Here is a 19,529-nt window from a genome sequence, read left to right on the forward strand (position 1 = left end):
TTGCATGCGTGGTCAAAGCGCCCTACCGTAGTGGCCGGATAATCTCACCGTGGAGCCCGGTCCTATGCTGCCTTCGTCCCGAAAGCCTTACGTCAATGCTGCACTTGCCCATCGACAGCGTTGGCGCGGCCGGGTCGGCATGATGCTGGTGGCCAGTCTTTCGGTGCTGGCGGGCATGACCGACGCCATCGGTTTTATGGCCAGCGGCGACTTCGTTTCGTTCATGAGCGGCAACACTACGCGCCTTGCGGTGGCAATCAGTGCCGGGGACTTGGGGCTGACGGCGCGATTGTTATTGCTGGTCGCCACCTTCGTGGTCGGCAACGCATTGGGCGTAGTAGTGAGTCGTTTTGGCAAGCGGCATGCCCTACCTTTGCTGCTGTGTATTGCTGCGTTGTTGTGCGCAGGCGCGCTGTGGCCGTCAGACGATACCTTGCCCGCGTTGCTGGCAGCGATCATTGCAATGGGCATGCTTAATGCGGCCGTCGAAGAGGTCAACGGTTTGCCCGTAGGCCTTACCTACGTCACGGGTGCGTTGTCTCGTTTTGGCCGTGGCCTCGGGCGTTGGATGCTGGGCGAGCGTCGCAATGGCTGGCGGGTGCAGTTGATCCCGTGGGGCGGCATGTTTGTGGGGGCCGTGATCGGCGCGTTGCTGGAGCAGCAGATGGGCCTGAAGGCGTTGCTGGTCAGCGCTGTGTTGGCTGGGGTGTTGGGGGTGGTGTCACTGAAGATCCCTCGTCGCTGGCACTTGGGTTTCATGCCGCGATAAGGGGAAAAGATGCTCGCCCGACAATTTGGCCTCGACGTCCTTGTACTGGTAAAGAGCCATCAAGCCGGGCGAGCAGTGAGAATGATAAGCGAATGTCCGGCGGCTGTCCCGCCGGGCGTTTCCTAAACAGACTAAGGCAAGGGACTACAGACAAGTCGCCAGCGCGGCCAAACGACGCTTGGCAGGCATCTCATCCTCGGCGGCGTAGTATTTGACGGACGATCCGGCACCCGCACTTTGCACGTCGACGAAGTAATCGCCACCGGTGGTGTAGACGGTGAAACCACCCGCCCCGTTCGGCTCTTTGAAGCCGCCGGCATCGACGCCAAACACGCTTTCATCCTGCCAGCCAAACTGGATGCACTCGGCAACCACCAGGGTGGCCTTGTCCGATGCCAGAGTCTTGTAGGGGGCTCCCGAACGGGCTTCGTTCATCTTCGAACCTGCGCAGCCGGTCAGTGCCGCCAATACCAATGCGCCCATTACCACCTTGTGCATGCCATCGCCTCCATGAAAAAAAACGCGACTGTAGCATTGCCGCGCAGCTGACTGACGCCTGGATGAACTTTGTTTCACTGTGACGCAGGAGCGTGCCATCTATAGTGGCTTGGCTCATTTTTAGAAGTCTCCCTTCTGCCCGCCCTCCCGCGGGCTTTTTTTTGTCTGCGCTTCAGAGCCACCAGCGGAACAGATAGAACAACGCCATGCTCAGCAGCACCGTAAGCAGCACATTGCGCGTCCAGAACATCAACGCGACCGCACTGATACCCGCCAGCAAATAGGGATTGGCCGGACTCAGGTTGAGCTGATGGTCAGCGAGAAAAATAATTGGCCCGCAAATCGCTGTAAGCATCCCTGGCACGGCAAACCCGAGAAACTCCCGAGCGCCACGGTTGAGGCGCACCGGCAGGCGCGGTTCGATAAACAGGTAGCGGTTGAGAAATACCACCAGGCCCATGGCCACAATCATCAGGTAAATCATCGCTGCCCTACTCCCAATCGCTTGCAGACAAACCCTGCACTCATGCCCAGCACGCCGGACACCACCACTGCTGACTCCCAGTGCAGGAAACTCAGCCACACCGAACACAGCAGCGACACCGCCACGCAGACCACGGTCGGCACATCCCGCACAACGGGAGTTATCAGAGCGATAAAAGTCGCGGCGATGGAAAATTCCAGGCCCAGTTGATCAAGACCGGGAATGCTTTTGCCCAACACGATGCCGGCCAGGGTGAACAGGTTCCAGGCGATATAAAACGTCAGGCCGACGCCCAAGGCATACCAGCGATTGAAGGTCTGGCGATCATAGTGGCTGACCAGTGCGAAGAACTCATCGGTCAGTAGAAACCCCAGGCTCATGCGCCAACGGCTATTAAGTGCCGACAACGTGGGGCGCATATGCATGCCGTACAGCAAATGCTGGGACGTCAGCAGCAAGGTGGTCAGCACGATGGAAATCAGGCTGGCGCCACTCTTGACCATCCCGATGGCAACCAGTTGCGCAGCACCGGCGAACACAATGGCGGAAAGGCCTTGGGCCTGCAGCGGGGTGAATTGAGCATCGATGGCCATGGAGCCGGCCAGCAGCCCCCAAGGGGCACACGCCAGGGACAGGGGAATAACGGCGATGGCGCCGCGAGCGAAGGCGTAATGAGGTAAGGCAGTAGGCATGGAGACGGCTCATCGACAGACAGTCGACAAGCATGCCAGCGTAATCAGGGAGTTGTCTTGAACGATCTTGCTCAAGCGAGCTTTACAGAGACCTGCTCCACCGAGTCGCGAGCTTCACGCAATTCGTAGGCGTCCTGGTTCAGACGATGAATCGTATTGAGCAAGCGTTGACGCAGCACTTCATCGCCGAGCTTTTCGACGGCGCGCATCAGGTCAAACGCCGCGGTTTCGTTATTTTCCGCGACGGAATCCAGGGTCTTGCGCAGGTTACGAGTGGCACGGGTCACGCGGGGTCTTCCTTCTTCAGCAATGGGCGGGCACTTTAGGACATTCGTGTTTCATTTTAATTTCAATCACTTGTGGTTGATTTGTCGGTGTTTGATCCACGTCAATTGAAACAAGGTTTGGCTGAAATATCGGGAAATACGTATATTCCCTAACCCCCTTCATACAACCCGCCATGGTTGCAGACCACAACGGGCCAGCACCTGCCGCTGAGCCACCGGAGCGTTAATTCATGCTTGTCGCCGTTGCTATTTTTATCGCCACCATCGTCCTGGTTATCTGGCAGCCCAAGGGGCTTGGCGTCGGCTGGAGCGCCACCTTGGGCGCGATCCTGGCCCTCGCCTGCGGCGCGGTCAGCCTTTCGGACATCCCCGTGGTATGGCACATCATCTGGAACGCCACCGGCACGTTTGTCGCGCTGATCATCATCAGCCTGTTGCTGGATGAAGCCGGTTTCTTCGCCTGGACCGCGCTGCATGTGGCGCGTTGGGGCCGTGGACGCGGCCGTCGCTTGTTTGCCTATATGGTGCTGCTCGGTGCGCTGGTGTCGGCGCTGTTCGCCAATGACGGCGCGGCACTGATCCTTACTCCGATTGTCATGTCGATGCTGCTGGCCCTGCGTTTCTCGCCGGCGGCGACCCTGGCGTTCGTCATGGGTGCAGGCTTTATCGCCGACACTGCAAGCCTGCCACTCGTGGTATCGAACCTGGTGAACATCGTCTCGGCGGACTACTTCAAGATCGGCTTCAACGAATATGCGGCGGTGATGGTTCCGGTCAACTTTGTCAGCGTCGCGGCCACGCTGGCGGTGTTGCTGTGGTTCTTCCGCCGCGATATCCCGCAAACCTACGACCCCGCCGACCTGGCCGACCCCGCCAGTGCTGTCCACGACCGTGCCACCTTCCGCGCTGGCTGGTGGGTGCTGGGCATCCTGTTGATCGGCTGTTTCGCGCTTGAGCCACTGGGCATTCCCATCAGTGCGATTTCCGCCGTGTGTGCCGTGCTCTTACTGGTCATCGCCGCCAAGGGCCATAAGATCTCCACGCGCAAAGTGCTGAAGGAAGCGCCGTGGCAGATCGTGATCTTTTCCTTGGGCATGTACCTGGTGGTCTACGGCCTGCGTAATGCTGGCCTCACGGATTACCTCGCCACCTGGCTCGACACCTTCGCCGAGTACGGCGTGTGGGGCGCGGCCATGGGCACCGGTGTGCTGACGGCCTTGCTGTCGTCAGTCATGAACAACCTGCCCACAGTGCTGATCGGCGCGTTGTCCATTGAGCACAGCCATGCCGTGGGCGTGGTTAAGGATGCGATGATCTACGCCAACGTCATCGGCAGCGACCTGGGCCCGAAAATCACCCCCATCGGCAGCCTCGCCACTTTGCTGTGGTTGCATATCCTGGCGCGAAAAGGCATCACCATCACTTGGGGTTACTACTTCAAGGTCGGGATTGTGCTGACCTTGCCGGTGCTGCTGGTCACCCTCGCCGCCCTCGCCCTGCGTCTGAGTATCTGACGGAGAATGCCGATGAAAGCCCTGCAACACGCCTGGCTTGGCAACTACGAAGTCAGCAGCACGGTTTGCACCGGCCTGACGTTCGCTCGCCATAGTCACGACGAGTGTGTGATCGGCGTGAACCTGGTGGGCGAGGAGAACGTCTGGCTGGACCGCAGGGAATTCGACGCCGGGCCGGGCAGCATTACGCTGTACAACCCAGGGCAGATTCAAGGCGGCGGTGCGGCGGATGGCGCGCCTTGGCAGTTCGTCAGCCTCTACGTCACGGCGGATCAATTGGCCGCGGACTTGGGCTTGGCGCACCTGGAGTTTGATCGCCCATTATGTTTTCAACCGCTGCTCGCGCAACGCCTGGCGGCGGCGGTGAAAGGCGCATTGAGCGCCGACGCCTTGGTTCGCGAGCTGAACGAAGACGCCTTGGTGTCGCTGCTGGGAGAGGTGGTCGCGATCAGCGGCGTGCGTCTGCCCAGCACCCCTGCCACGGCTAACCCCATGGTCAGCCGCGCCCAGGAGTTGCTGGCGGCGCACCTGCATCAATCCCTGCCGTTGGACCACCTCGGCGATGAGTTGGGGCTGTCCAAGTTCCACCTGCTGCGCGCCTTTCAGAAAGCCACCGGGCTAAGTCCTCGGCAGTGGGCCATGCAACTGCGCACCCGTCGCGCCAAGGGTTTGTTGCGCATGGGCGCGCCAGCCTCGGACGTCGCCCATGACCTCGGGTTTGCCGACCAGAGCCACCTCAATCGGCATTTTCGCGCGGCTTACGGCATGACCCCGGGTCGTTACCAGAGCGTCGTGAAACGTTGAACTGCGCAATCTGGTTCAAGACACCCTCCAACCTGCGCCTCACACTGCCCCCATCAATTGAAGGAACGCGGGCATGTTGACGATCTTTTTCTACGCGCTGGTATTCGGTTTTGTGTTTTGCCTCTCCCCTGGCGCCGTGCTGGCGGAGACCTTACGGCGCGGCTTGCTCCATGGCTTTACTCCCGCGCTGATGGTGCAGATCGGCTCACTGGTCGGTGACGCCGTCTGGGCCGTGATCGGCCTGACCGGCATTGCCCTGCTGATCCAGCACGACGCCGTGCGTGTGCCGCTGACCATTGTCTGCGCGCTGTACCTGGCGTGGCTCGGCGTGCGTAGCCTGATCGACGCCTGGCAGTTGCCTGAAGCCGGCAGCGCACCGGCCAGCTCCGGGCAGAATGCCTTGGCGGTGGGCGCGGCGATCTCGTTGGCCAATCCGAAGAACATTGTTTACTGGGGGGCATTGGGCAGTGCCTTGTCTGGCATTGTCGGCGCCACGCCCAGCCATGGGCAAACCTTGATGTTTTTTGCAGGCTTCATGCTGGCATCGGTGTTGTCCTGCTTTCTGATCGCGGCGCTGGTTAACCTGCTACGCAAAAACGCTTCGCCCATGTGGCAACGCATCAGTTATGGCGCCTGCGGGCTGGTATTGATATATCTGGCGATTCTCGCCGCGCACGGTATATGAAGTTATATAGCCAACAACTTCCAATGCGTTTTGTCTGAATGAAGTCTGAATACTGGTCAGTTTAATTAATCATGCGTTGACATTTTGTAACTGTCTGAGTAGATTGCCCCTGCCCGCAACTGGGGCCTTTTTTAAACCTCACAAAAGAAGCCAATGGACACAGTATCTAGTCGCTGTCCGAGCACCGCATTTGCGGGCGTCGGGCGCCAAACCCAGAATATGACAGGACTCGTCTCCCCGGTCCGGTAAGCTGCGCTAGAGCTTGATGCTCCACCGTAACTGCCTCACCGGATGCCCGTCCGGTCCCGAGGTGTGTTATGACCTTCCAACTCCTTGTTTTACCCGATGTACGCACGCTGGCCGCTGCCCTGCGCGCCAAGCCAGGCCGAGCACCCGCAGGCTTTTGCCCTGCCCGCTCGGCCTTTGTTGCACCCTCCCCTCAAGTGCATCCAGCCCGACCGCTGGCGCACTGGCGTATCTGCCCGCAAAGCGGCCAATTGATGCAGCACTGGGAACATGCCGACCCTCAAGACCCGCAGAGACCGAAGGTTTCCAGCCTGGCTCACGCTGGCTTGATGCTCGGTCTGTATGTGAGCGCTCGCGCCGCCTGACCTGGCTGAAAACAGCAACTTTCTTATTAATTCCCTGGAGTTCTTTATGAACGCATCCAGTCGTAGCCCGCTGCACGTTAGTTAACTAACGCGCTGTTGGCGGGCGTTATAGAAGTTATGTGAACACTTTAATAAAACCGATCGCGAAGTCCGCGGCTCGGCATGCTTTTGCTCGCCTGTATTCAGGTAAGTACCGGGTATGTTTTGTCGAGAATTGGCGACAGGAGTACAAACAATGAGCGCCGTAAAAAACACGCCACTGAGCAAGAAAAAGAGCACCTGCGAAGGCACCAAACTGTCGATGCGTGCCGCCCGCGAAGCCCAAAACGGCCTGCAAGCCACCCTGGCCAACGTACGCGCCACCCAGGATGGCCTGACCGAATTGGACGCCTCTGCACGTCTGCAACGGGAAGGCGCTAACGAAGTCGCCCATGACAAGCCGCCGCACGCCCTCATCCAGTTCCTGCACGCACTGAACAACCCGTTCATCTACGTGCTGCTGACCCTGGGCGCCATCAGCTTCTTTACCGATTGCTGGCTGCCGATGCAGGAAGGCGAAGACGCTGACCCGACCAAAGTCATCATCATCATGACCATGGTCCTGCTCAGCAGCCTATTGCGCTTCTGGCAGGAGCACCGCTCGGCAAAATCCGCCGAGGCCTTGAAAGCCATGGTACGCACCACCGCCACCGTGCTGCGCCGTGAGCAAGTGGGCAGCCAACCGACCCTGCGCGAAGTACCGATGCGCGACCTGGTGGCGGGCGATATCGTGCAACTGTCGGCCGGTGACATGATCCCCGCCGACATCCGCCTGATCGAATCCCGAGACCTGTTTATCAGCCAGGCCGTGCTCACCGGCGAAGCCTTGCCGGTGGAGAAGTACGACACCCTGGGCGACGTTACGCAAAAAACCGCCGGACCGGTGATCGCCGACCAAGGCAACCTGCTGGACCTGCCCAATATCTGCTTTATGGGCACCAACGTGGTCAGCGGCCGGGCCACGGCCGTGGTGGTGGCCACCGGGTCGCGTACCTACTTTGGCTCCCTGGCCAAGGCGATTGTCGGCTCGCGAGTGCAGACCGCGTTCGACCGTGGGGTCAACAGTGTCAGTTGGCTGCTGATCCGCTTCATGCTGGTGATGGTGCCCATCGTGTTCTTCCTCAACGGTTTCTCCAAGGGTGACTGGGGCGATGCCTTCTTGTTTGCGCTGGCGGTTGCCGTGGGCCTCACACCGGAAATGCTGCCGATGATCGTCAGCGCCAACCTGGCCAAGGGCGCCACGGCCATGGCCAAGCGCAAAGTGGTGGTCAAGCGCCTCAACGCGATCCAGAACTTCGGCTCCATGGACGTGTTGTGCACCGACAAGACCGGCACCCTGACCCAGGACAGAATCATCCTCGAACATCACGTCAACGCCTTAGGCCAGCGTGATGATGCCGTGCTGTCCCTGGCTTGGCTCAACAGCTACCACCAGAGCGGCATGAAGAACCTGATGGACCAGGCGGTGGTGCAGTTTTCGCAACAGAACCCGACATTCCAAGTGCCGTTTGCCTACAGCAAGGTCGATGAGTTGCCCTTCGACTTTGTACGCCGCCGCCTGTCCATCGTGGTCAGGGACGCGGCCGACGACCATCTGCTGGTGTGCAAAGGCGCCGTAGAAGAGATGCTGGGTATTTCCACCCATGTAATGGACGCTGGCGCCGCGGTGCCGTTGGATGAGCGCCGTCGCGAGCAACTGCTGTCAATTGCCAACGATTACAACGAAGACGGCTTTCGCGTGCTGGTGGTGGCGACTCGCACGATCCCCAAGGCGTTGGCACGCCAGCAGTACACCACCGTCGATGAGCGCAACCTGGTGATCCACGGTTTTCTGACCTTCCTCGATCCACCGAAGGAAACCGCCGGCCCTGCGATTGCCGCACTGCAACAGATCGGCGTGGCGGTCAAAGTGCTGACCGGCGACAACGCGGTCGTCACCAGCAAGATCTGCCGTCAGGTCGGCCTTGAGCCCGGTCAACCGCTGCTGGGCGTTGAAATCGAATTGATGGACGACGTCACCCTGGCGCGCCGAGTAGAGGAACGCACGGTATTCGCCAAACTCACGCCGTTGCAGAAATCCCGTGTGCTCAAGGCCCTGCAAGCCAACGGCCATACGGTGGGCTTCCTCGGGGACGGCATCAACGATGCCCCTGCGCTGCGCGATGCCGACGTGGGCATCTCGGTGGACAGTGGCACCGACATCGCCAAGGAGTCGGCGGACATCATCCTGCTGGAAAAAAGCCTGATGGTGCTGGAGGAAGGCGTGCTCAAGGGCCGCGAAACCTTCGGCAATATCATGAAGTACCTGAACATGACCGCCAGCTCCAATTTCGGCAACGTGTTCTCAGTGCTGGTGGCCAGTGCGTTTATCCCGTTCATGCCGATGCTGGCGATCCACTTGCTGCTGCAAAACCTGATGTATGACATCTCCCAGCTGGCGTTGCCGTGGGACAAGATGGACAAGGAATACCTGACCAAGCCACGCAAGTGGGACGCGAAAAACATCGGCCGTTTCATGCTGTGGATCGGGCCGACCTCGTCGATTTTCGACATCACTACCTTTGCGCTGATGTGGTACGTGTTTGCCGCCAACAGCGTCGAGATGCAGACGCTGTTCCAGTCCGGCTGGTTTATCGAAGGACTGCTGTCGCAAACCCTGGTGGTGCATATGCTGCGCACCCGCAAGATCCCCTTCTTCCAGAGCACGGCCGCTTGGCCGGTGCTGATGATGACCTGCTTGGTGATCGTACTGGGGATCTACGTGCCGTTCTCGCCCCTGGGCACCCTGGTGGGCTTGCAGCCACTGCCTTTGGCGTACTTCCCTTGGCTGGTGGGCACCTTGCTCAGCTACTGCTGCGTGGCCCAACTGATGAAAACGATCTACATCCGCCGCTTCAAGCAGTGGTACTGATCACCCCTGCCGTTTAAACGGTGGCGGTCGCTGGGCCGCCACCGTGTCTTACAAGGAATCGGACTATGCGCATCTTGATCTGTGCAGGTCGTCATTACGCCGACACCAAAAAGTCTCGCCAGGTACTGGACGCCTACCATCGCCTGCGCCCGGTGCAGGTACTGATCCACGGCGGCAACCAGTTTCTCGGCAGCGACATCGAAGAATGGGCCCGTGAAATCGGTATCGACGTGGTGCGTTACCCACCCAATTGGCAACGCCACGGCAAGCAGGCAGAACGCCAACGCAACCACTTCATGCTGACCGACAGCCACCCCGACGTGGTCATCGCTTTGCCGGGCGGTGAGGACACATCGGAGCTGGTCTGCCAGGCCCGAGCCAGCGGCATTTCGGTACTTACCGTAGAAAACTGAACCCAAGCGAGGTGCGTCATGCACAACCTACACACCCCAAAGCGCCCTGACGGGTTTGCCAAATACCGCGCGCGTCACCGCCGCGATGTGCGCCACAGCCTGCTGCTGTTGCCGCCGGCCAAACGCCGTGCGCTGCGGCGCAATCTGATCTTTATCGGCCTGGCCCTGAGCGTTATTTTGCTTATCGCCGTCGTGTCGAAGGCCAATGCGGCAGGCGCTGCCTACGCTGGGCTTTTAAGCTGCTGCTCAAGTTGCAGCTGCATTTGAGGATCAATGCTCAGCGTAGCCGCCAGCTCATCCAGATAATTGCGCTCTGCGTCCTGCTGATCATCCACCAGCATCACACTGGCCAGGTACACCTCGGCCGCTATCGCCGGGTCATGTGCGAATTCGGCAAAATCCGCAGCATCCAAGGGCTTGGCGACTTCGGCGTCGAGCCACTGCTGCAGTTGCGGGTCGTCGGTGTGCTTGCCCAGTTCAGTGGAGATCATTTGCTGCTCTGCGTCATCGATCCGACCGTCGGCCTTCGCCGCGGCGATCAAGGCACGCAACACCGCATGGCTGTGGGCCTCGGCTTCGGGGCCACCCAGCTGGTCGACTGTCTGAAAGGACGATTGCGGTTTGGAGGCCTGCTGACTCTGCCATGCCTGATACGCCTTGAACGCCATCATCCCCAACGACGCCAACGCCGCGTAATTCATCCCGCCGGAGCGCCCCTGTGCAGAACGTGTCGCCGCCCCGCCACCGAGCATGCCGCCGAGGCCGCCTAACAATCCACCCAGACCGCCACCGGCCGAAGCATTGCCGGTGCTGGTGCCCTTGAGCACCCCCCCGAGCAGCCCGCCCAGGCCGCCGCCCGTAGCGCCACCGCCGGACTGCCCGGCGCGCAGCAGTTGTTCGAGTAGGTCGCTTGTGTTCATGGTGTCACCCTTGCGCGCGTAGAATTGGCGTTCAACAACCATAGTCCGCCGCTGCCGAAACTCCATGACCGCCGAGCGGGCGCGTATTCAAGCAGGGAAACCCGTGAACCGAATCGAGCAGATTGCGCTGATGGCGACCTACAACCAGTGGATGAATCGCAAAGTCTATGACGCCGCCGCCAGGCTTTCGGATGCGCAATTACGCACGGACCGTCAGGCTTTTTTCGGCTCGATACTCGGCACACTCAACCACCTGGCGCAGGGAGACACGGTCTGGCTCAAACGCTTCGCCCAGCACCCGGCAGGCTTTACAGCGCTAGCCCCACTGGAAGCCATTGCCATGCCCGTCGACCTCAAGCATCTGGCCTTTGCCGACCTTAGCGCGCTGGCTGCCCGTCGTACCTGGCTGGACCAACTGATCATCGATTGGACCAAGACCCTGCGCGAGCCTGATCTCGACCTGCGCTTGCATTACCACAACATGCGTGGCGCCGCCGCCGACAAGCCCTTTTCCAGCCTGCTATTGCACTTTTTCAATCATCAGACCCACCACCGGGGTCAGGCGACCACCTTGCTGACCCAGGCCGGAGTGGATGTCGGCGACACGGACCTGCTGGCACTGATCGACTGACGGCAGCGCGCTGCTGAGCAGGCTAGAGCCATAAACGAACGCCTAGGCAACTGTGAGGTCGTAATGACAGGTGCCGGGATCTTTCTGCGCCCGCCCTCTTCGCACCCGTCGTGGGTTTACCGATGGGTGCACCCCATAAGAAGGAGACGCTTACATGGTCATTCACTTCAAGGTCGCCGGGCATCTGGCTTGCGGCCACCACGGTACCAACCTCCCCTCCAGCGCTGAGCTGAACCGGGTCAAGTGCCGTACCTGCCGCAACACTGAGGCCTACAAGGAAGCCCGCCGCACCCAACGCAATGCCGCTCGGCGTGCTTCGCGCAAAGCCAAGTCCCCCACCGCCACTGACTGGCGCAGCGCCTGGACCCAACGTCTCACCGACCTGCCAGGGTTGCAGCGTTTGCCCAGAGGGTTCAGCGGCCAGCCTTTCGTATAGGCCTGCACACGCAAGCCCCGGCTAAACCGGGGCTTGTTTGCGATCGCTCTGCCTTTCTGCTGAAGATTCATGACGCCCATCTGTGATTCTTGTGTTCGGGCAGCAGAAACCTACTGGACTCTCTTTTAAAACCCCTGTAGCCCACTGATCTTTCGAGCTTTTTCATCTTGCTCGATGCCCAACAAAGGTGCGTTACGGCCTTGCGCATACGCGCCTTGATCTATATATTCCCAACCCTGCTACACCGCGCTACCGCCCGAATGGCGAAACTGGTAGACGCATGGGACTTAAAATCCCCCGCTCGTAAGGGCGTCCCGGTTCGATTCCGGGTTCGGGCACCATAGATATCAAGGGCTTGCATGATTAACGTCATGCAGGCCCTTATCTTTTGCGCTAAGCAATTTTTGACACTGCTTCGCAACTCCCTTCCCTGGCGTTCCGCCGACGCAAATCAAATCGGCATACTTCACCGACTACTTCGCTGTTCTCATGACTGCATAGCAAAAAAGCCCAGCAATCGCGCTGGGCTCAGATAGGGAAACTCAGTAAAAAATATGTGCCGTGCTACTTAACCCTTAAAGCTTCTGTGGCGACTCCGTACCTGCGAGGGGATCCCGCCACCACCAGCATGGCGATAGCCGAAGAAACCGAAGCAACCAAGTCTCTACCCTAGCCAGGTCCGCCCATACACTCTGCGGTGCTGGAAAGCATTGCTCCCGCCTGCTGCACCAGCTTTCTCCACTCATCGCTGGTGATGAGTTCGGCAAGCTCCATGGCGTCAGCCCGCCGCAACAATCCAAAATACTTAACCTCTGCGTCCGTTTGACTTACGGCCTGTGTAAACAGGTCGCGCCAGGCTGTCATGGCTAGTCTTCGCTGTGCCTCTCTCATCGAGGGCCCCTAATGGTGAGATGAGGCAGTATGTATTAGGTTGCCGGGCGCGTTCGGCATGATCTCGTTATTGCCGACCAATGGCGGCCATAAGCCATTAATGGCGAAGTTTTGGCTCGGTCACGGGAAGATTCGACTGAAAGTAGTGGGTCCGTTCGCACTGATCGTTGGCGTTTGCTGGACGATCTTCGCGCTGGGCGTCTTGTATCTGCCCTTCGGAGCGCCATCTATTGAGTCGGGAATCCTGACGATTACAACTTCCTCAGGTGTTACATAGAGCCCGCTACGTGCGTGGCTTTCTGCTTTTGCGACATCCTTTTCACCTGGCATTTACAGGACAGGGTGCTAAATCACCCTACTCCTTTGAAGAATTCCCTTTAGGCCCGCCCACAAGCGGGCTTTTTTTTGCCCGTTAGAAAGGCGCCAGATCCTCTTCGGGCTCAAGCTCGGCCTCCAAACCGCGACTGCCGTACGCGCACAACAATCTGACTGCCCGCAACGAACCTTCCTACAAAGCGAATTGTCGAAATGTGGCTTTGGTCACCCGTCTGCGCGCCCACCTATCAGGGAGAACCCAGCAGCCATCACCGGCTAATAGTCGGCGTGGTACCGGTTTTCTCGTGCCAGCTAGATAAAAGCCAACTATTCACGCGACATCTCAAGAGGCAAAGGAATCGTGCCCGAACAAAAAATGCATGCCTGCAACACAATTGATGAGTCCTTGGGAAATGCAAAATTGCCCGTAGAGCGGCTAGAGTCTTTAACATTTCTGCGCTTTGTTGCAGCCATCGTAGTGGTTCTTTTCCATTACGGAAAAGAAACGCAAATTTACGCAAGCTTGCCAACGATACTGAATTGCGGGCCGATCATGGTCACTTTCTTTTTCGTACTGTCAGGCTTTGTGCTCGCCCTATCGAATACAAAAAAGAACATTCCGACCTCACAATTCTATGTAAACAGAGCCGCCAGGATATTGCCCATTTATCTAATAGCGCTACTGGCTTACATGGCAATAACAAGCAGCTCACTAAATGGCAAATTTTTTATATCCGCCGCCCTTATTCAAGCGTGGCTCCCAAAATACGCAACGACTTTAAATTACCCTGGCTGGTCTGTTTCAGTTGAGATGTTTTTCTATTTGATTTGCCCATTGCTGATTTTTGTCAGCAATACAAAAAAACACGTACGCCTCAAGGTGTGGCTGGCGTCCTCGCTACTCCTTTGGGTTTTCAGCCAAGTCGTGCTCAGCTACTACAGCCGTACAGACCCCTATGGCAATACCAGTCCGCGCCTGCACTCGCTGATCAATTATTTTCCACCTTCACACCTGTGCAGCTTTGTCCTTGGGTTCACTGCCGGGCTCATGTTCAAAGCAGGCGTATTGCGTAACGTCGTCGGGGAGAAGACTGCGCTCGTTCTCAGCATCGTGTTGTTCGCCATTATCGGCAAGATAATTGATTACGGCCCAAGAATAGATGATGCCATCGGCGCGCACTTAGCGTACGGAAGTAGTTTCACAGCTATCCTGTTTGCCCCAGCGATTTACTTTTGCGCCATAGCAAACAACTTACTAAAAAAAGCCCCCTTCATACCCGTGCTTGTCATACTCGGAGAATCCAGCTATTCGCTTTACATATTGCAAGCGCCGGCTCACCTTGCTTTCCAAATGCTGCCGACTCAGTTTCTTTTTGAATCCAGTACGATTAATTTTTCAGTCTTTGTCATCTTTTTAATTTCGCTATCCATCGCTTCATACTTCCTGATTGAAAAAACCCTTTCAAAAACGATCAAAGTTTTTTATGCAAAACGCATGAAGCGTTCACCCGTTAAAACTGAATCCGTAGCCTGAGAATATCGCCTCGCCGTTCTCCCGTGCTCACGCGACGACAGATTGAACACTGACCGTATTTGCATCATGCAAGCGTGGGCTTGGCTCTTGAGGCGCCGTTTACACGGCGTAAAGCAACCGCGCACCTGTTCCAAACGCACGCACACGGTGCGTCGTTTCTACCCAGGTGACATTTTTCGGAGCGTGGTCAGCGTCGTCTTACACACTGGTTTCCTTTAAAATCATAAACATAGCGTTTATGGCCTGAAGCTTGCTTTTAAGCTATCGCCGCGCCATGCGGCACTCGTTTCCCCCATCCTCTCAGGGTGGGCGACCCAGCCTCAACGATGCGGCTGGTGTCTCCAAGTGAAGCGAATCACATATCCAGCCGACAGCGCCGTCGGTATGTGAAATCAGGCCCTCCTTCCCCGCCTGCATTTCTTCCCAGACCTTCTTTCCTTCATTGCAAACCGTCATGCCCGGCGCTTTTCCTGGCGTGCTTCGGGCTGCAGTGGATAGGGAGTCCGGGTTTCAGGAGTCTTCCGAATGGCTATGAATCGTCGTGCTTTCCTGCGTGCATCTGCGATTTCCGCGGCTGCTGTGTCCACGTTGAGCCTCAAGAGTTTCTCGGCGTTTGCTGCCGACGACGCGATCAATATCGCCTCGCTGTATGACAACTCCGGCGGCCTCGACATCTACGGCAAACCCATCGTCGATGCGCTGACCTTCGCTGTCGAAGAACTCAATAGCTCCGGCGGCTTGCTCGGCCGCCCGCTCAACCTGATCAAGTACGACACCCAGTCGAACATGCAGCTTTACGCGCAATACGCCCAACAGGCCGCGCTCAAGGATCGCGCGGCGGTGGTGCACGCCGGTATCACGTCGGCGTCGCGGGAAGTGGTGCGTCCGGTGCTGGACCGCTACAAGACCCTGTATTTCTACAACAACCAATACGAAGGCGGCGTGTGTGACCGCAACTTCTTCGGCACCGGTGTCACACCCGGCCAGACCGTGGAGAAGCTGGTGTCCCATGTCACCAAGAAGTGGGGCAAGAAGGTCTACATCGTCGCGGCGGACTACAACTACGGGCAGATCGTCACCGCCTGGGTCAAAAAGTACGTCGAGCAAGCGGGCGGCGAAAGCGTCGGCATCGAGTTCTTCCCACTGGACGTGACCAACTTCGGCGCGACGATCTCGAAGATCCAGGAAGCCAAGCCGGACTTCGTCTGGTCGGCGCTGGTGGGCGGCGCGCACATGTCGTTCTATCGCCAGTGGAAAGCCGCAGGCATGACCGGCAAGCTGCCGATTGCCTCCACCACCTTCGCCGGCGGTAACGAGCACATCGTGCTGTCGCCGGAAGAATGCAACGGCATCCTGATCTGCCAGAACTATGTGCAGGAACTGGCCACGTCGCAGAACCAGGCGTTCGTCGAGCGCTTCCATAAGCGCTTCGGCGCGGACTATCCGTACATCACCGAACTGGCCATGGGCGCTTACCAGGGCATGATGCTGTGGGCCGAAGGCGTGCGCCAGGCAGGTACGGTGGAGCGCATGGCCGTGACCCAGGCGCTGGAAAAAGGCATCAGCCTGGACCTGCCCAGCGGCAAGGTCAGCATCGACCCGGCGACCCACCACTGTGTGCTCGACGTGCACATCGCCGAAGTCCGCGACCGCCGCCTGGAGGTGGTCGAAAGCTTCGCCCAGCAAGCGCCGTCCGACACCGCCGCGGTGTGTGACCTGGTGAAGAACCCGCGCGACGCCAAACAATACAGCATCGCGCTGTAAGGAGGCCGACATGGATTGGGCTGCCATTTTTTCCCTGCAAATCGTGGGCGCCATCGCCACGCTGGTGCTGCTGAGCATTGGCCTGGCGGTGGTGTTCGGAATGATGAAAATCATCAACCTCGCCCACGGTGAATTCATGATGCTCGGCGGTTACGTCGCCGTGCTCGCCACCCACAACCTGCACGTACCGATCTGGATTTCGATCCTGGTGCTGGCGCCCTTGAGCGTGGGCCTGTTCGGCATGCTGGTGGAACGCCTTCTGGTGCGACACCTGTATGGCCGCATGATCGACACCATGCTCGCCACTTGGGGCCTGAGCCTGGCACTGACCGGCGCCGCCACCATGCTGTTCGGCAACACGACGGTGGGCATCAGCTCGCCGTTGCCAGGCATCACCGTGGGCGCTTATCAAACCAGCGGCTACGGCCTGTTTGTGATCGCCGTGGCGGTCGCCGTGCTGCTCGGCATGTGGGCGCTGCTGCGGTTTACCCACTTCGGCCTGTGCGCCCGCGCCACCATGCAAAACGCCAAGATGGCCGCTGCACTCGGGGCCAATCCCGGACGGATCTACAGCCTGACCTTTGGCCTGGGCGCAGCGCTCGCGGGTTTGGGCGGTGCCGTGCTGGCGCCGCTCACCGGGGTGATTCCAACCCTCGGCGCCAGCTACATCGCCAAGGCTTTCATCACCGTGATCGGCGGCGGCAGTGCAGTGATCACCGGCACCCTCACCGCCGCCGGTGGCTTCGGCGTGATCAGCCAGGTGGTGACGTTCTTCAGCACTCCGGTGTTTGGTGAAGTGGCGTTGCTGCTGGCGGCCATTGTGCTGATTCGCGTACTGCCCCAGGGCATTACCGGTCGATTCTTTCGGAGGGCGTTCTGATGCCTGTTGATACCCGCACCCTATTACCGGTGCTCGGCTGCGTCGTGGCTGCGCTGCTGGTGGCGGTCCTGCCACAGTGGCTGGATCTGTTTACCCTGCTGTCCTTGACCATCTACTTGGTAATGGCCCTGCTGGCCCTGAGCCTGGCGTTTATCTGGGGCTTCGGCGGCATCCTGTGCTTTGGCCAGGCGGCGTTTTTTGGCCTGGGCGCCTATGCCTATGCCATCGGTGTGCTGAACATCGGCGACAGCACTTGGCCGGTGCTGCTGGCCATCGCAGTGCCCGCCCTGGTCGCCGCCGCCATGGGTTACTTCATGTTCTACGGCGGCATCAGCGACGTGTACCTGGGGGTGATTACGCTGGCGGTCACGCTGATTCTGTTCAACGTGATGAACTCCACCTCGGGCTCCGAATACCACATCGGCAGCGCACTGCTCGGCGGTTTCAACGGCATTCCGGCGATTCCCACCCTCAACATGCCGTTCAACCCTGAACGTGTGCTCGAACCGGAAACCCTGTTCCAGGTAATCGGCGGCGCGCTGATCCTCTGTTACCTGGGGCTGCGCGGGCTGCTCGCCAGCCGCTTCGGCAAAGTGGTGGTGGCCATTCGTGAGAACGAACAGCGCGCCGGTTTGCTGGGCTATGACACGCGCCTGCACAAGTTGATCGTGTTCAGCCTGGGTGGCGGCATCGCCGGGCTCGCGGGTTGCCTGTTCGCCAACTGGGGCGCGTTTGTCAGCCCAGGCGTGTTCGGATTGGCGCAATCGGCGCAGATCATCATCTGGGTCATCGTTGGTGGCCGTGGCACCTTGTTCGGGCCGATCCTGGCGTGCATCGGCATACAGGCGCTGATGGCGCGCCTCGGTGAACAGCAGCATGTGGACAGCGGCTTTGTGCTCGGCCTGATTCTGCTGGTCTTCGTCATGTTGCTGCCCCGTGGCTTGCTGCCGACCTTGACCGGTTGGGCAGCGCGTGTTTTCCAACGTCGCCCGCAACCGACACCTGCACAGGAGCGCGCACTATGAGCCTGTTGCAAACCCAAGGCCTGGGCGTCAGCTTCGGCGGCGTTCACGCGGTCAAAGCCGTGGATTTCACCCTCGAAAGCGGCGAACTGCGTTGCCTGATCGGCCCCAATGGCGCCGGCAAAAGCACCTTCTTCAAGATGCTCAGCGGCCAACTCAAACCCACGCGCGGCGTATGCCACTTCAAGGGCCAGCGCATTTCAGGGCTGGCGCCGCACCATGTCGCCCGGCTCGGCATCGGCATCAAAACCCAGGCCCCCAGCGTCTTCGACGGCCTGGATGTGCTGGAAAACCTGCGCTTGGCCGCCAGTCGCCGACAAGCGCCAAACGAAGCCCGCGCCACTGCCGAGCAGACCCTGGAACGCATCGGCCTGGTCGACTTGCGCGCACGCCTGGTGGGCGACCTGGCCCACGGCCAACGCCAATGGGTGGAGCTGGGCATGATCCTCGCCTCGCGCCCGGAGCTGGTATTACTGGACGAACCCGCCGCCGGCATGACCTACCAGGAAGTGCGCAAGACCGCCGCGCTGATCAAAGAAATCAACGCCCACAGCACCGTGGTGGTGGTCGAGCACGACATGGAGTTCATCCGCCTGATCGCAGGCACCGTCACCGTGTTCAACCAAGGCGCAATCCTCGCCCAAGGCAGCTTTGCCGAAGTGACCCAGGACCCGGCCGTGCGCGAAGCGTACTTGGGCAAGCAGGAGATCAAACATGCTTGAAGTCATCGGTCTATCCGCCGGTTATGGGCGTATTCCCGTGTTGCGTGACATCCGCTTGAGCTGTGCCGCCAACACCTGCGTCGGTGTACTGGGTCGCAATGGCATGGGCAAGACCACCCTGTTGCGCGCCTTAATGGGCGAAATCCCCGCCATGGCCGGCAGCCTGCATTTTGCCGACGAAGACTTAAGCAAAGCCGCCGCCCACCAACGCGCCCGCGCCGGCATCGGCTATGTGCCCCAGGGCCGGCAGATATTCCCGTACCTGAGCGTGCGGGAAAACCTGCGCATGGGCTGCGTGAAGGACTTCGCCGCAGCCGACGCCACCATCGAACGCATCCTCGCGTACTTCCCGCGCCTGCACCGCCTGCTCGACCAGCCCGGTGGCGCGCTGTCCGGCGGAGAGCAACAACTGCTGGCCCTCGCTCGCTGCCTGTGCGGCAACCCGAAAATCATCCTGCTGGACGAGCCCACCGAGGGCATCCAGCCATCGATCTGCGACGAAATCATTGAAACCCTGCAGCGCCTGCGTGTGGAACAGAACCTGGCGGTGATCCTGGTGGAACAGGACATCGAATTTCTCAGTGCCCTGTCCGACCGCATTCTGATCATCGAGAACGGCCAACTGGTGGACGAGGTCGACCCGGCTCACACCAGCGCCGAAGCCATCGCTGAGCGCTTCATGGGCTTTCATGCATAAGGAACCTGCC

20 protein-coding genes, 1 tRNA gene and 1 pseudogene are annotated in these 19,529 nt (G+C 59.4%); 17 read left to right on the top strand and 5 right to left on the bottom strand.

What is annotated here, in order from left to right:
• Window positions 1–64: 64 nt before the first annotated feature.
• Complete coding sequence (locus ACEN2T_RS02260) at window positions 65–769, top strand: YoaK family protein (RefSeq protein ID WP_032885715.1); 705 nt, start codon at window positions 65–67, stop codon at window positions 767–769.
• 144 nt (window positions 770–913) lie between these two features.
• Here ACEN2T_RS02260 and ACEN2T_RS02265 read toward each other — a convergent pair whose 3' ends face one another.
• From ACEN2T_RS02265 to ACEN2T_RS02280, 4 genes are all read right to left on the bottom strand, one after another.
• Window positions 914–1,267 (bottom strand): hypothetical protein, encoded by a 354-nt coding sequence (locus tag ACEN2T_RS02265; protein ID WP_095184714.1) that lies wholly within the window; start codon window positions 1,265–1,267, stop codon window positions 914–916.
• A 172-nt stretch (window positions 1,268–1,439) separates the two neighbouring features.
• The gene (locus tag ACEN2T_RS02270) at window positions 1,440–1,751 is read right to left on the bottom strand and encodes an AzlD domain-containing protein (protein ID WP_032885717.1); all 312 of its coding nucleotides are present in this window, start codon (window positions 1,749–1,751) and stop codon (window positions 1,440–1,442) included.
• The gene (locus tag ACEN2T_RS02275) at window positions 1,748–2,443 is read right to left on the bottom strand and encodes an AzlC family ABC transporter permease (RefSeq protein ID WP_032885718.1); all 696 of its coding nucleotides are present in this window, start codon (window positions 2,441–2,443) and stop codon (window positions 1,748–1,750) included. The genes ACEN2T_RS02270 and ACEN2T_RS02275 overlap by 4 nt, the downstream gene beginning before the upstream one ends.
• A gap of 71 nt (window positions 2,444–2,514) precedes the next feature.
• Window positions 2,515–2,730, bottom strand: a complete 216-nt coding sequence (locus tag ACEN2T_RS02280; RefSeq protein WP_003191339.1) for a hypothetical protein — start codon at window positions 2,728–2,730, stop codon at window positions 2,515–2,517.
• A 230-nt stretch (window positions 2,731–2,960) separates the two neighbouring features.
• Between ACEN2T_RS02280 and ACEN2T_RS02285 the strand changes: the two genes are divergently transcribed.
• The 7 genes and pseudogenes from ACEN2T_RS02285 to ACEN2T_RS02315 form a co-directional block, all read left to right on the top strand.
• Window positions 2,961–4,244, top strand: a complete 1,284-nt coding sequence (locus ACEN2T_RS02285) for an arsenic transporter (protein ID WP_099602524.1) — start codon at window positions 2,961–2,963, stop codon at window positions 4,242–4,244.
• Between the two features lie 12 nt (window positions 4,245–4,256).
• Window positions 4,257–5,048 carry a helix-turn-helix domain-containing protein gene (locus tag ACEN2T_RS02290; RefSeq protein ID WP_442116221.1) on the top strand — a complete coding sequence of 264 codons (792 nt, stop codon included), beginning with the start codon at window positions 4,257–4,259 and terminating at the stop codon, window positions 5,046–5,048.
• A 73-nt stretch (window positions 5,049–5,121) separates the two neighbouring features.
• Window positions 5,122–5,733: a LysE family transporter gene (locus ACEN2T_RS02295; protein WP_442116222.1), complete on the top strand. Its 612-nt coding sequence runs from the start codon at window positions 5,122–5,124 to the stop codon at window positions 5,731–5,733.
• Window positions 5,734–6,050: 317 nt separating this feature from the next.
• The gene (locus tag ACEN2T_RS02300) at window positions 6,051–6,344 is read left to right on the top strand and encodes a hypothetical protein (RefSeq protein WP_442116223.1); all 294 of its coding nucleotides are present in this window, start codon (window positions 6,051–6,053) and stop codon (window positions 6,342–6,344) included.
• 235 nt (window positions 6,345–6,579) lie between these two features.
• Window positions 6,580–9,294 (top strand): magnesium-translocating P-type ATPase, encoded by a 2,715-nt coding sequence (mgtA, locus tag ACEN2T_RS02305; RefSeq protein ID WP_442116224.1) that lies wholly within the window; start codon window positions 6,580–6,582, stop codon window positions 9,292–9,294.
• Between the two features lie 65 nt (window positions 9,295–9,359).
• Window positions 9,360–9,707 carry a DUF2493 domain-containing protein gene (locus ACEN2T_RS02310; RefSeq protein WP_095184707.1) on the top strand — a complete coding sequence of 116 codons (348 nt, stop codon included), beginning with the start codon at window positions 9,360–9,362 and terminating at the stop codon, window positions 9,705–9,707.
• 18 nt (window positions 9,708–9,725) lie between these two features.
• Window positions 9,726–9,965 (top strand): annotated as a pseudogene (locus tag ACEN2T_RS02315) (hypothetical protein); the annotation flags it as partial.
• Here ACEN2T_RS02315 and ACEN2T_RS02320 read toward each other — a convergent pair.
• Window positions 9,929–10,627: a tellurite resistance TerB family protein gene (locus ACEN2T_RS02320; RefSeq protein WP_442116225.1), complete on the bottom strand. Its 699-nt coding sequence runs from the start codon at window positions 10,625–10,627 to the stop codon at window positions 9,929–9,931. The pseudogene ACEN2T_RS02315 and the gene ACEN2T_RS02320 sit on opposite strands and share 37 nt — an antisense overlap.
• 103 nt (window positions 10,628–10,730) lie before the next feature.
• Here ACEN2T_RS02320 and ACEN2T_RS02325 point away from each other — a divergent pair, with 103 nt between their 5' ends.
• From ACEN2T_RS02325 to ACEN2T_RS02365, 9 genes are all read left to right on the top strand, one after another.
• Window positions 10,731–11,258 (top strand): DinB family protein, encoded by a 528-nt coding sequence (locus ACEN2T_RS02325; RefSeq protein ID WP_099602528.1) that lies wholly within the window; start codon window positions 10,731–10,733, stop codon window positions 11,256–11,258.
• A 154-nt stretch (window positions 11,259–11,412) separates the two neighbouring features.
• A complete protein-coding gene (locus tag ACEN2T_RS02330) occupies window positions 11,413–11,694 on the top strand; it encodes a hypothetical protein (protein ID WP_032885726.1) in 282 nt (93 codons plus the stop codon).
• A 254-nt stretch (window positions 11,695–11,948) separates the two neighbouring features.
• Window positions 11,949–12,035 (top strand) — tRNA-Leu (locus tag ACEN2T_RS02335).
• A gap of 1,226 nt (window positions 12,036–13,261) precedes the next feature.
• Window positions 13,262–14,434: an acyltransferase family protein gene (locus tag ACEN2T_RS02340; RefSeq protein WP_442116226.1), complete on the top strand. Its 1,173-nt coding sequence runs from the start codon at window positions 13,262–13,264 to the stop codon at window positions 14,432–14,434.
• Window positions 14,435–14,959: 525 nt separating this feature from the next.
• Window positions 14,960–16,198, top strand: a complete 1,239-nt coding sequence (locus ACEN2T_RS02345; protein WP_442116227.1) for an urea ABC transporter substrate-binding protein — start codon at window positions 14,960–14,962, stop codon at window positions 16,196–16,198.
• A gap of 10 nt (window positions 16,199–16,208) precedes the next feature.
• Window positions 16,209–17,078 carry an ABC transporter permease subunit gene (locus ACEN2T_RS02350; protein WP_032885732.1) on the top strand — a complete coding sequence of 290 codons (870 nt, stop codon included), beginning with the start codon at window positions 16,209–16,211 and terminating at the stop codon, window positions 17,076–17,078.
• The gene (locus ACEN2T_RS02355; protein WP_442116228.1) at window positions 17,078–18,103 is read left to right on the top strand and encodes an ABC transporter permease subunit; all 1,026 of its coding nucleotides are present in this window, start codon (window positions 17,078–17,080) and stop codon (window positions 18,101–18,103) included. Before ACEN2T_RS02350 ends, ACEN2T_RS02355 begins: the two co-directional genes overlap by 1 nt.
• Window positions 18,100–18,822: an ATP-binding cassette domain-containing protein gene (locus ACEN2T_RS02360; RefSeq protein ID WP_095184702.1), complete on the top strand. Its 723-nt coding sequence runs from the start codon at window positions 18,100–18,102 to the stop codon at window positions 18,820–18,822. Before ACEN2T_RS02355 ends, ACEN2T_RS02360 begins: the two co-directional genes overlap by 4 nt.
• Window positions 18,815–19,519 carry an ABC transporter ATP-binding protein gene (locus tag ACEN2T_RS02365; protein ID WP_032885736.1) on the top strand — a complete coding sequence of 235 codons (705 nt, stop codon included), beginning with the start codon at window positions 18,815–18,817 and terminating at the stop codon, window positions 19,517–19,519. Before ACEN2T_RS02360 ends, ACEN2T_RS02365 begins: the two co-directional genes overlap by 8 nt.
• Window positions 19,520–19,529: the final 10 nt, after the last annotated feature.

It is taken from the genome of Pseudomonas sp. W22_MBD1_FP4 (assembly GCF_052113765.1).
Taxonomy (GTDB): domain Bacteria; phylum Pseudomonadota; class Gammaproteobacteria; order Pseudomonadales; family Pseudomonadaceae; genus Aquipseudomonas; species Aquipseudomonas sivasensis.

Coding starts and splice junctions, on each gene's coding strand:
- ACEN2T_RS02345 (WP_442116227.1), top strand. CDS start 14,960: ATGGCTATGAATCGTCGTGCTTTCCTGCGTGCATCTGCGATTTCCGCG.
- ACEN2T_RS02275 (WP_032885718.1), bottom strand. CDS start 2,443: ATGCCTACTGCCTTACCTCATTACGCCTTCGCTCGCGGCGCCATCGCC.
- ACEN2T_RS02300 (WP_442116223.1), top strand. CDS start 6,051: ATGACCTTCCAACTCCTTGTTTTACCCGATGTACGCACGCTGGCCGCT.
- mgtA (WP_442116224.1), top strand. CDS start 6,580: ATGAGCGCCGTAAAAAACACGCCACTGAGCAAGAAAAAGAGCACCTGC.
- ACEN2T_RS02355 (WP_442116228.1), top strand. CDS start 17,078: ATGCCTGTTGATACCCGCACCCTATTACCGGTGCTCGGCTGCGTCGTG.
- ACEN2T_RS02260 (WP_032885715.1), top strand. CDS start 65: ATGCTGCCTTCGTCCCGAAAGCCTTACGTCAATGCTGCACTTGCCCAT.
- ACEN2T_RS02295 (WP_442116222.1), top strand. CDS start 5,122: ATGTTGACGATCTTTTTCTACGCGCTGGTATTCGGTTTTGTGTTTTGC.
- ACEN2T_RS02290 (WP_442116221.1), top strand. CDS start 4,257: ATGAAAGCCCTGCAACACGCCTGGCTTGGCAACTACGAAGTCAGCAGC.
- ACEN2T_RS02270 (WP_032885717.1), bottom strand. CDS start 1,751: ATGATTTACCTGATGATTGTGGCCATGGGCCTGGTGGTATTTCTCAAC.
- ACEN2T_RS02285 (WP_099602524.1), top strand. CDS start 2,961: ATGCTTGTCGCCGTTGCTATTTTTATCGCCACCATCGTCCTGGTTATC.
- ACEN2T_RS02350 (WP_032885732.1), top strand. CDS start 16,209: ATGGATTGGGCTGCCATTTTTTCCCTGCAAATCGTGGGCGCCATCGCC.
- ACEN2T_RS02265 (WP_095184714.1), bottom strand. CDS start 1,267: ATGCACAAGGTGGTAATGGGCGCATTGGTATTGGCGGCACTGACCGGC.
- ACEN2T_RS02330 (WP_032885726.1), top strand. CDS start 11,413: ATGGTCATTCACTTCAAGGTCGCCGGGCATCTGGCTTGCGGCCACCAC.
- ACEN2T_RS02320 (WP_442116225.1), bottom strand. CDS start 10,627: ATGAACACAAGCGACCTACTCGAACAACTGCTGCGCGCCGGGCAGTCC.
- ACEN2T_RS02310 (WP_095184707.1), top strand. CDS start 9,360: ATGCGCATCTTGATCTGTGCAGGTCGTCATTACGCCGACACCAAAAAG.
- ACEN2T_RS02365 (WP_032885736.1), top strand. CDS start 18,815: ATGCTTGAAGTCATCGGTCTATCCGCCGGTTATGGGCGTATTCCCGTG.
- ACEN2T_RS02360 (WP_095184702.1), top strand. CDS start 18,100: ATGAGCCTGTTGCAAACCCAAGGCCTGGGCGTCAGCTTCGGCGGCGTT.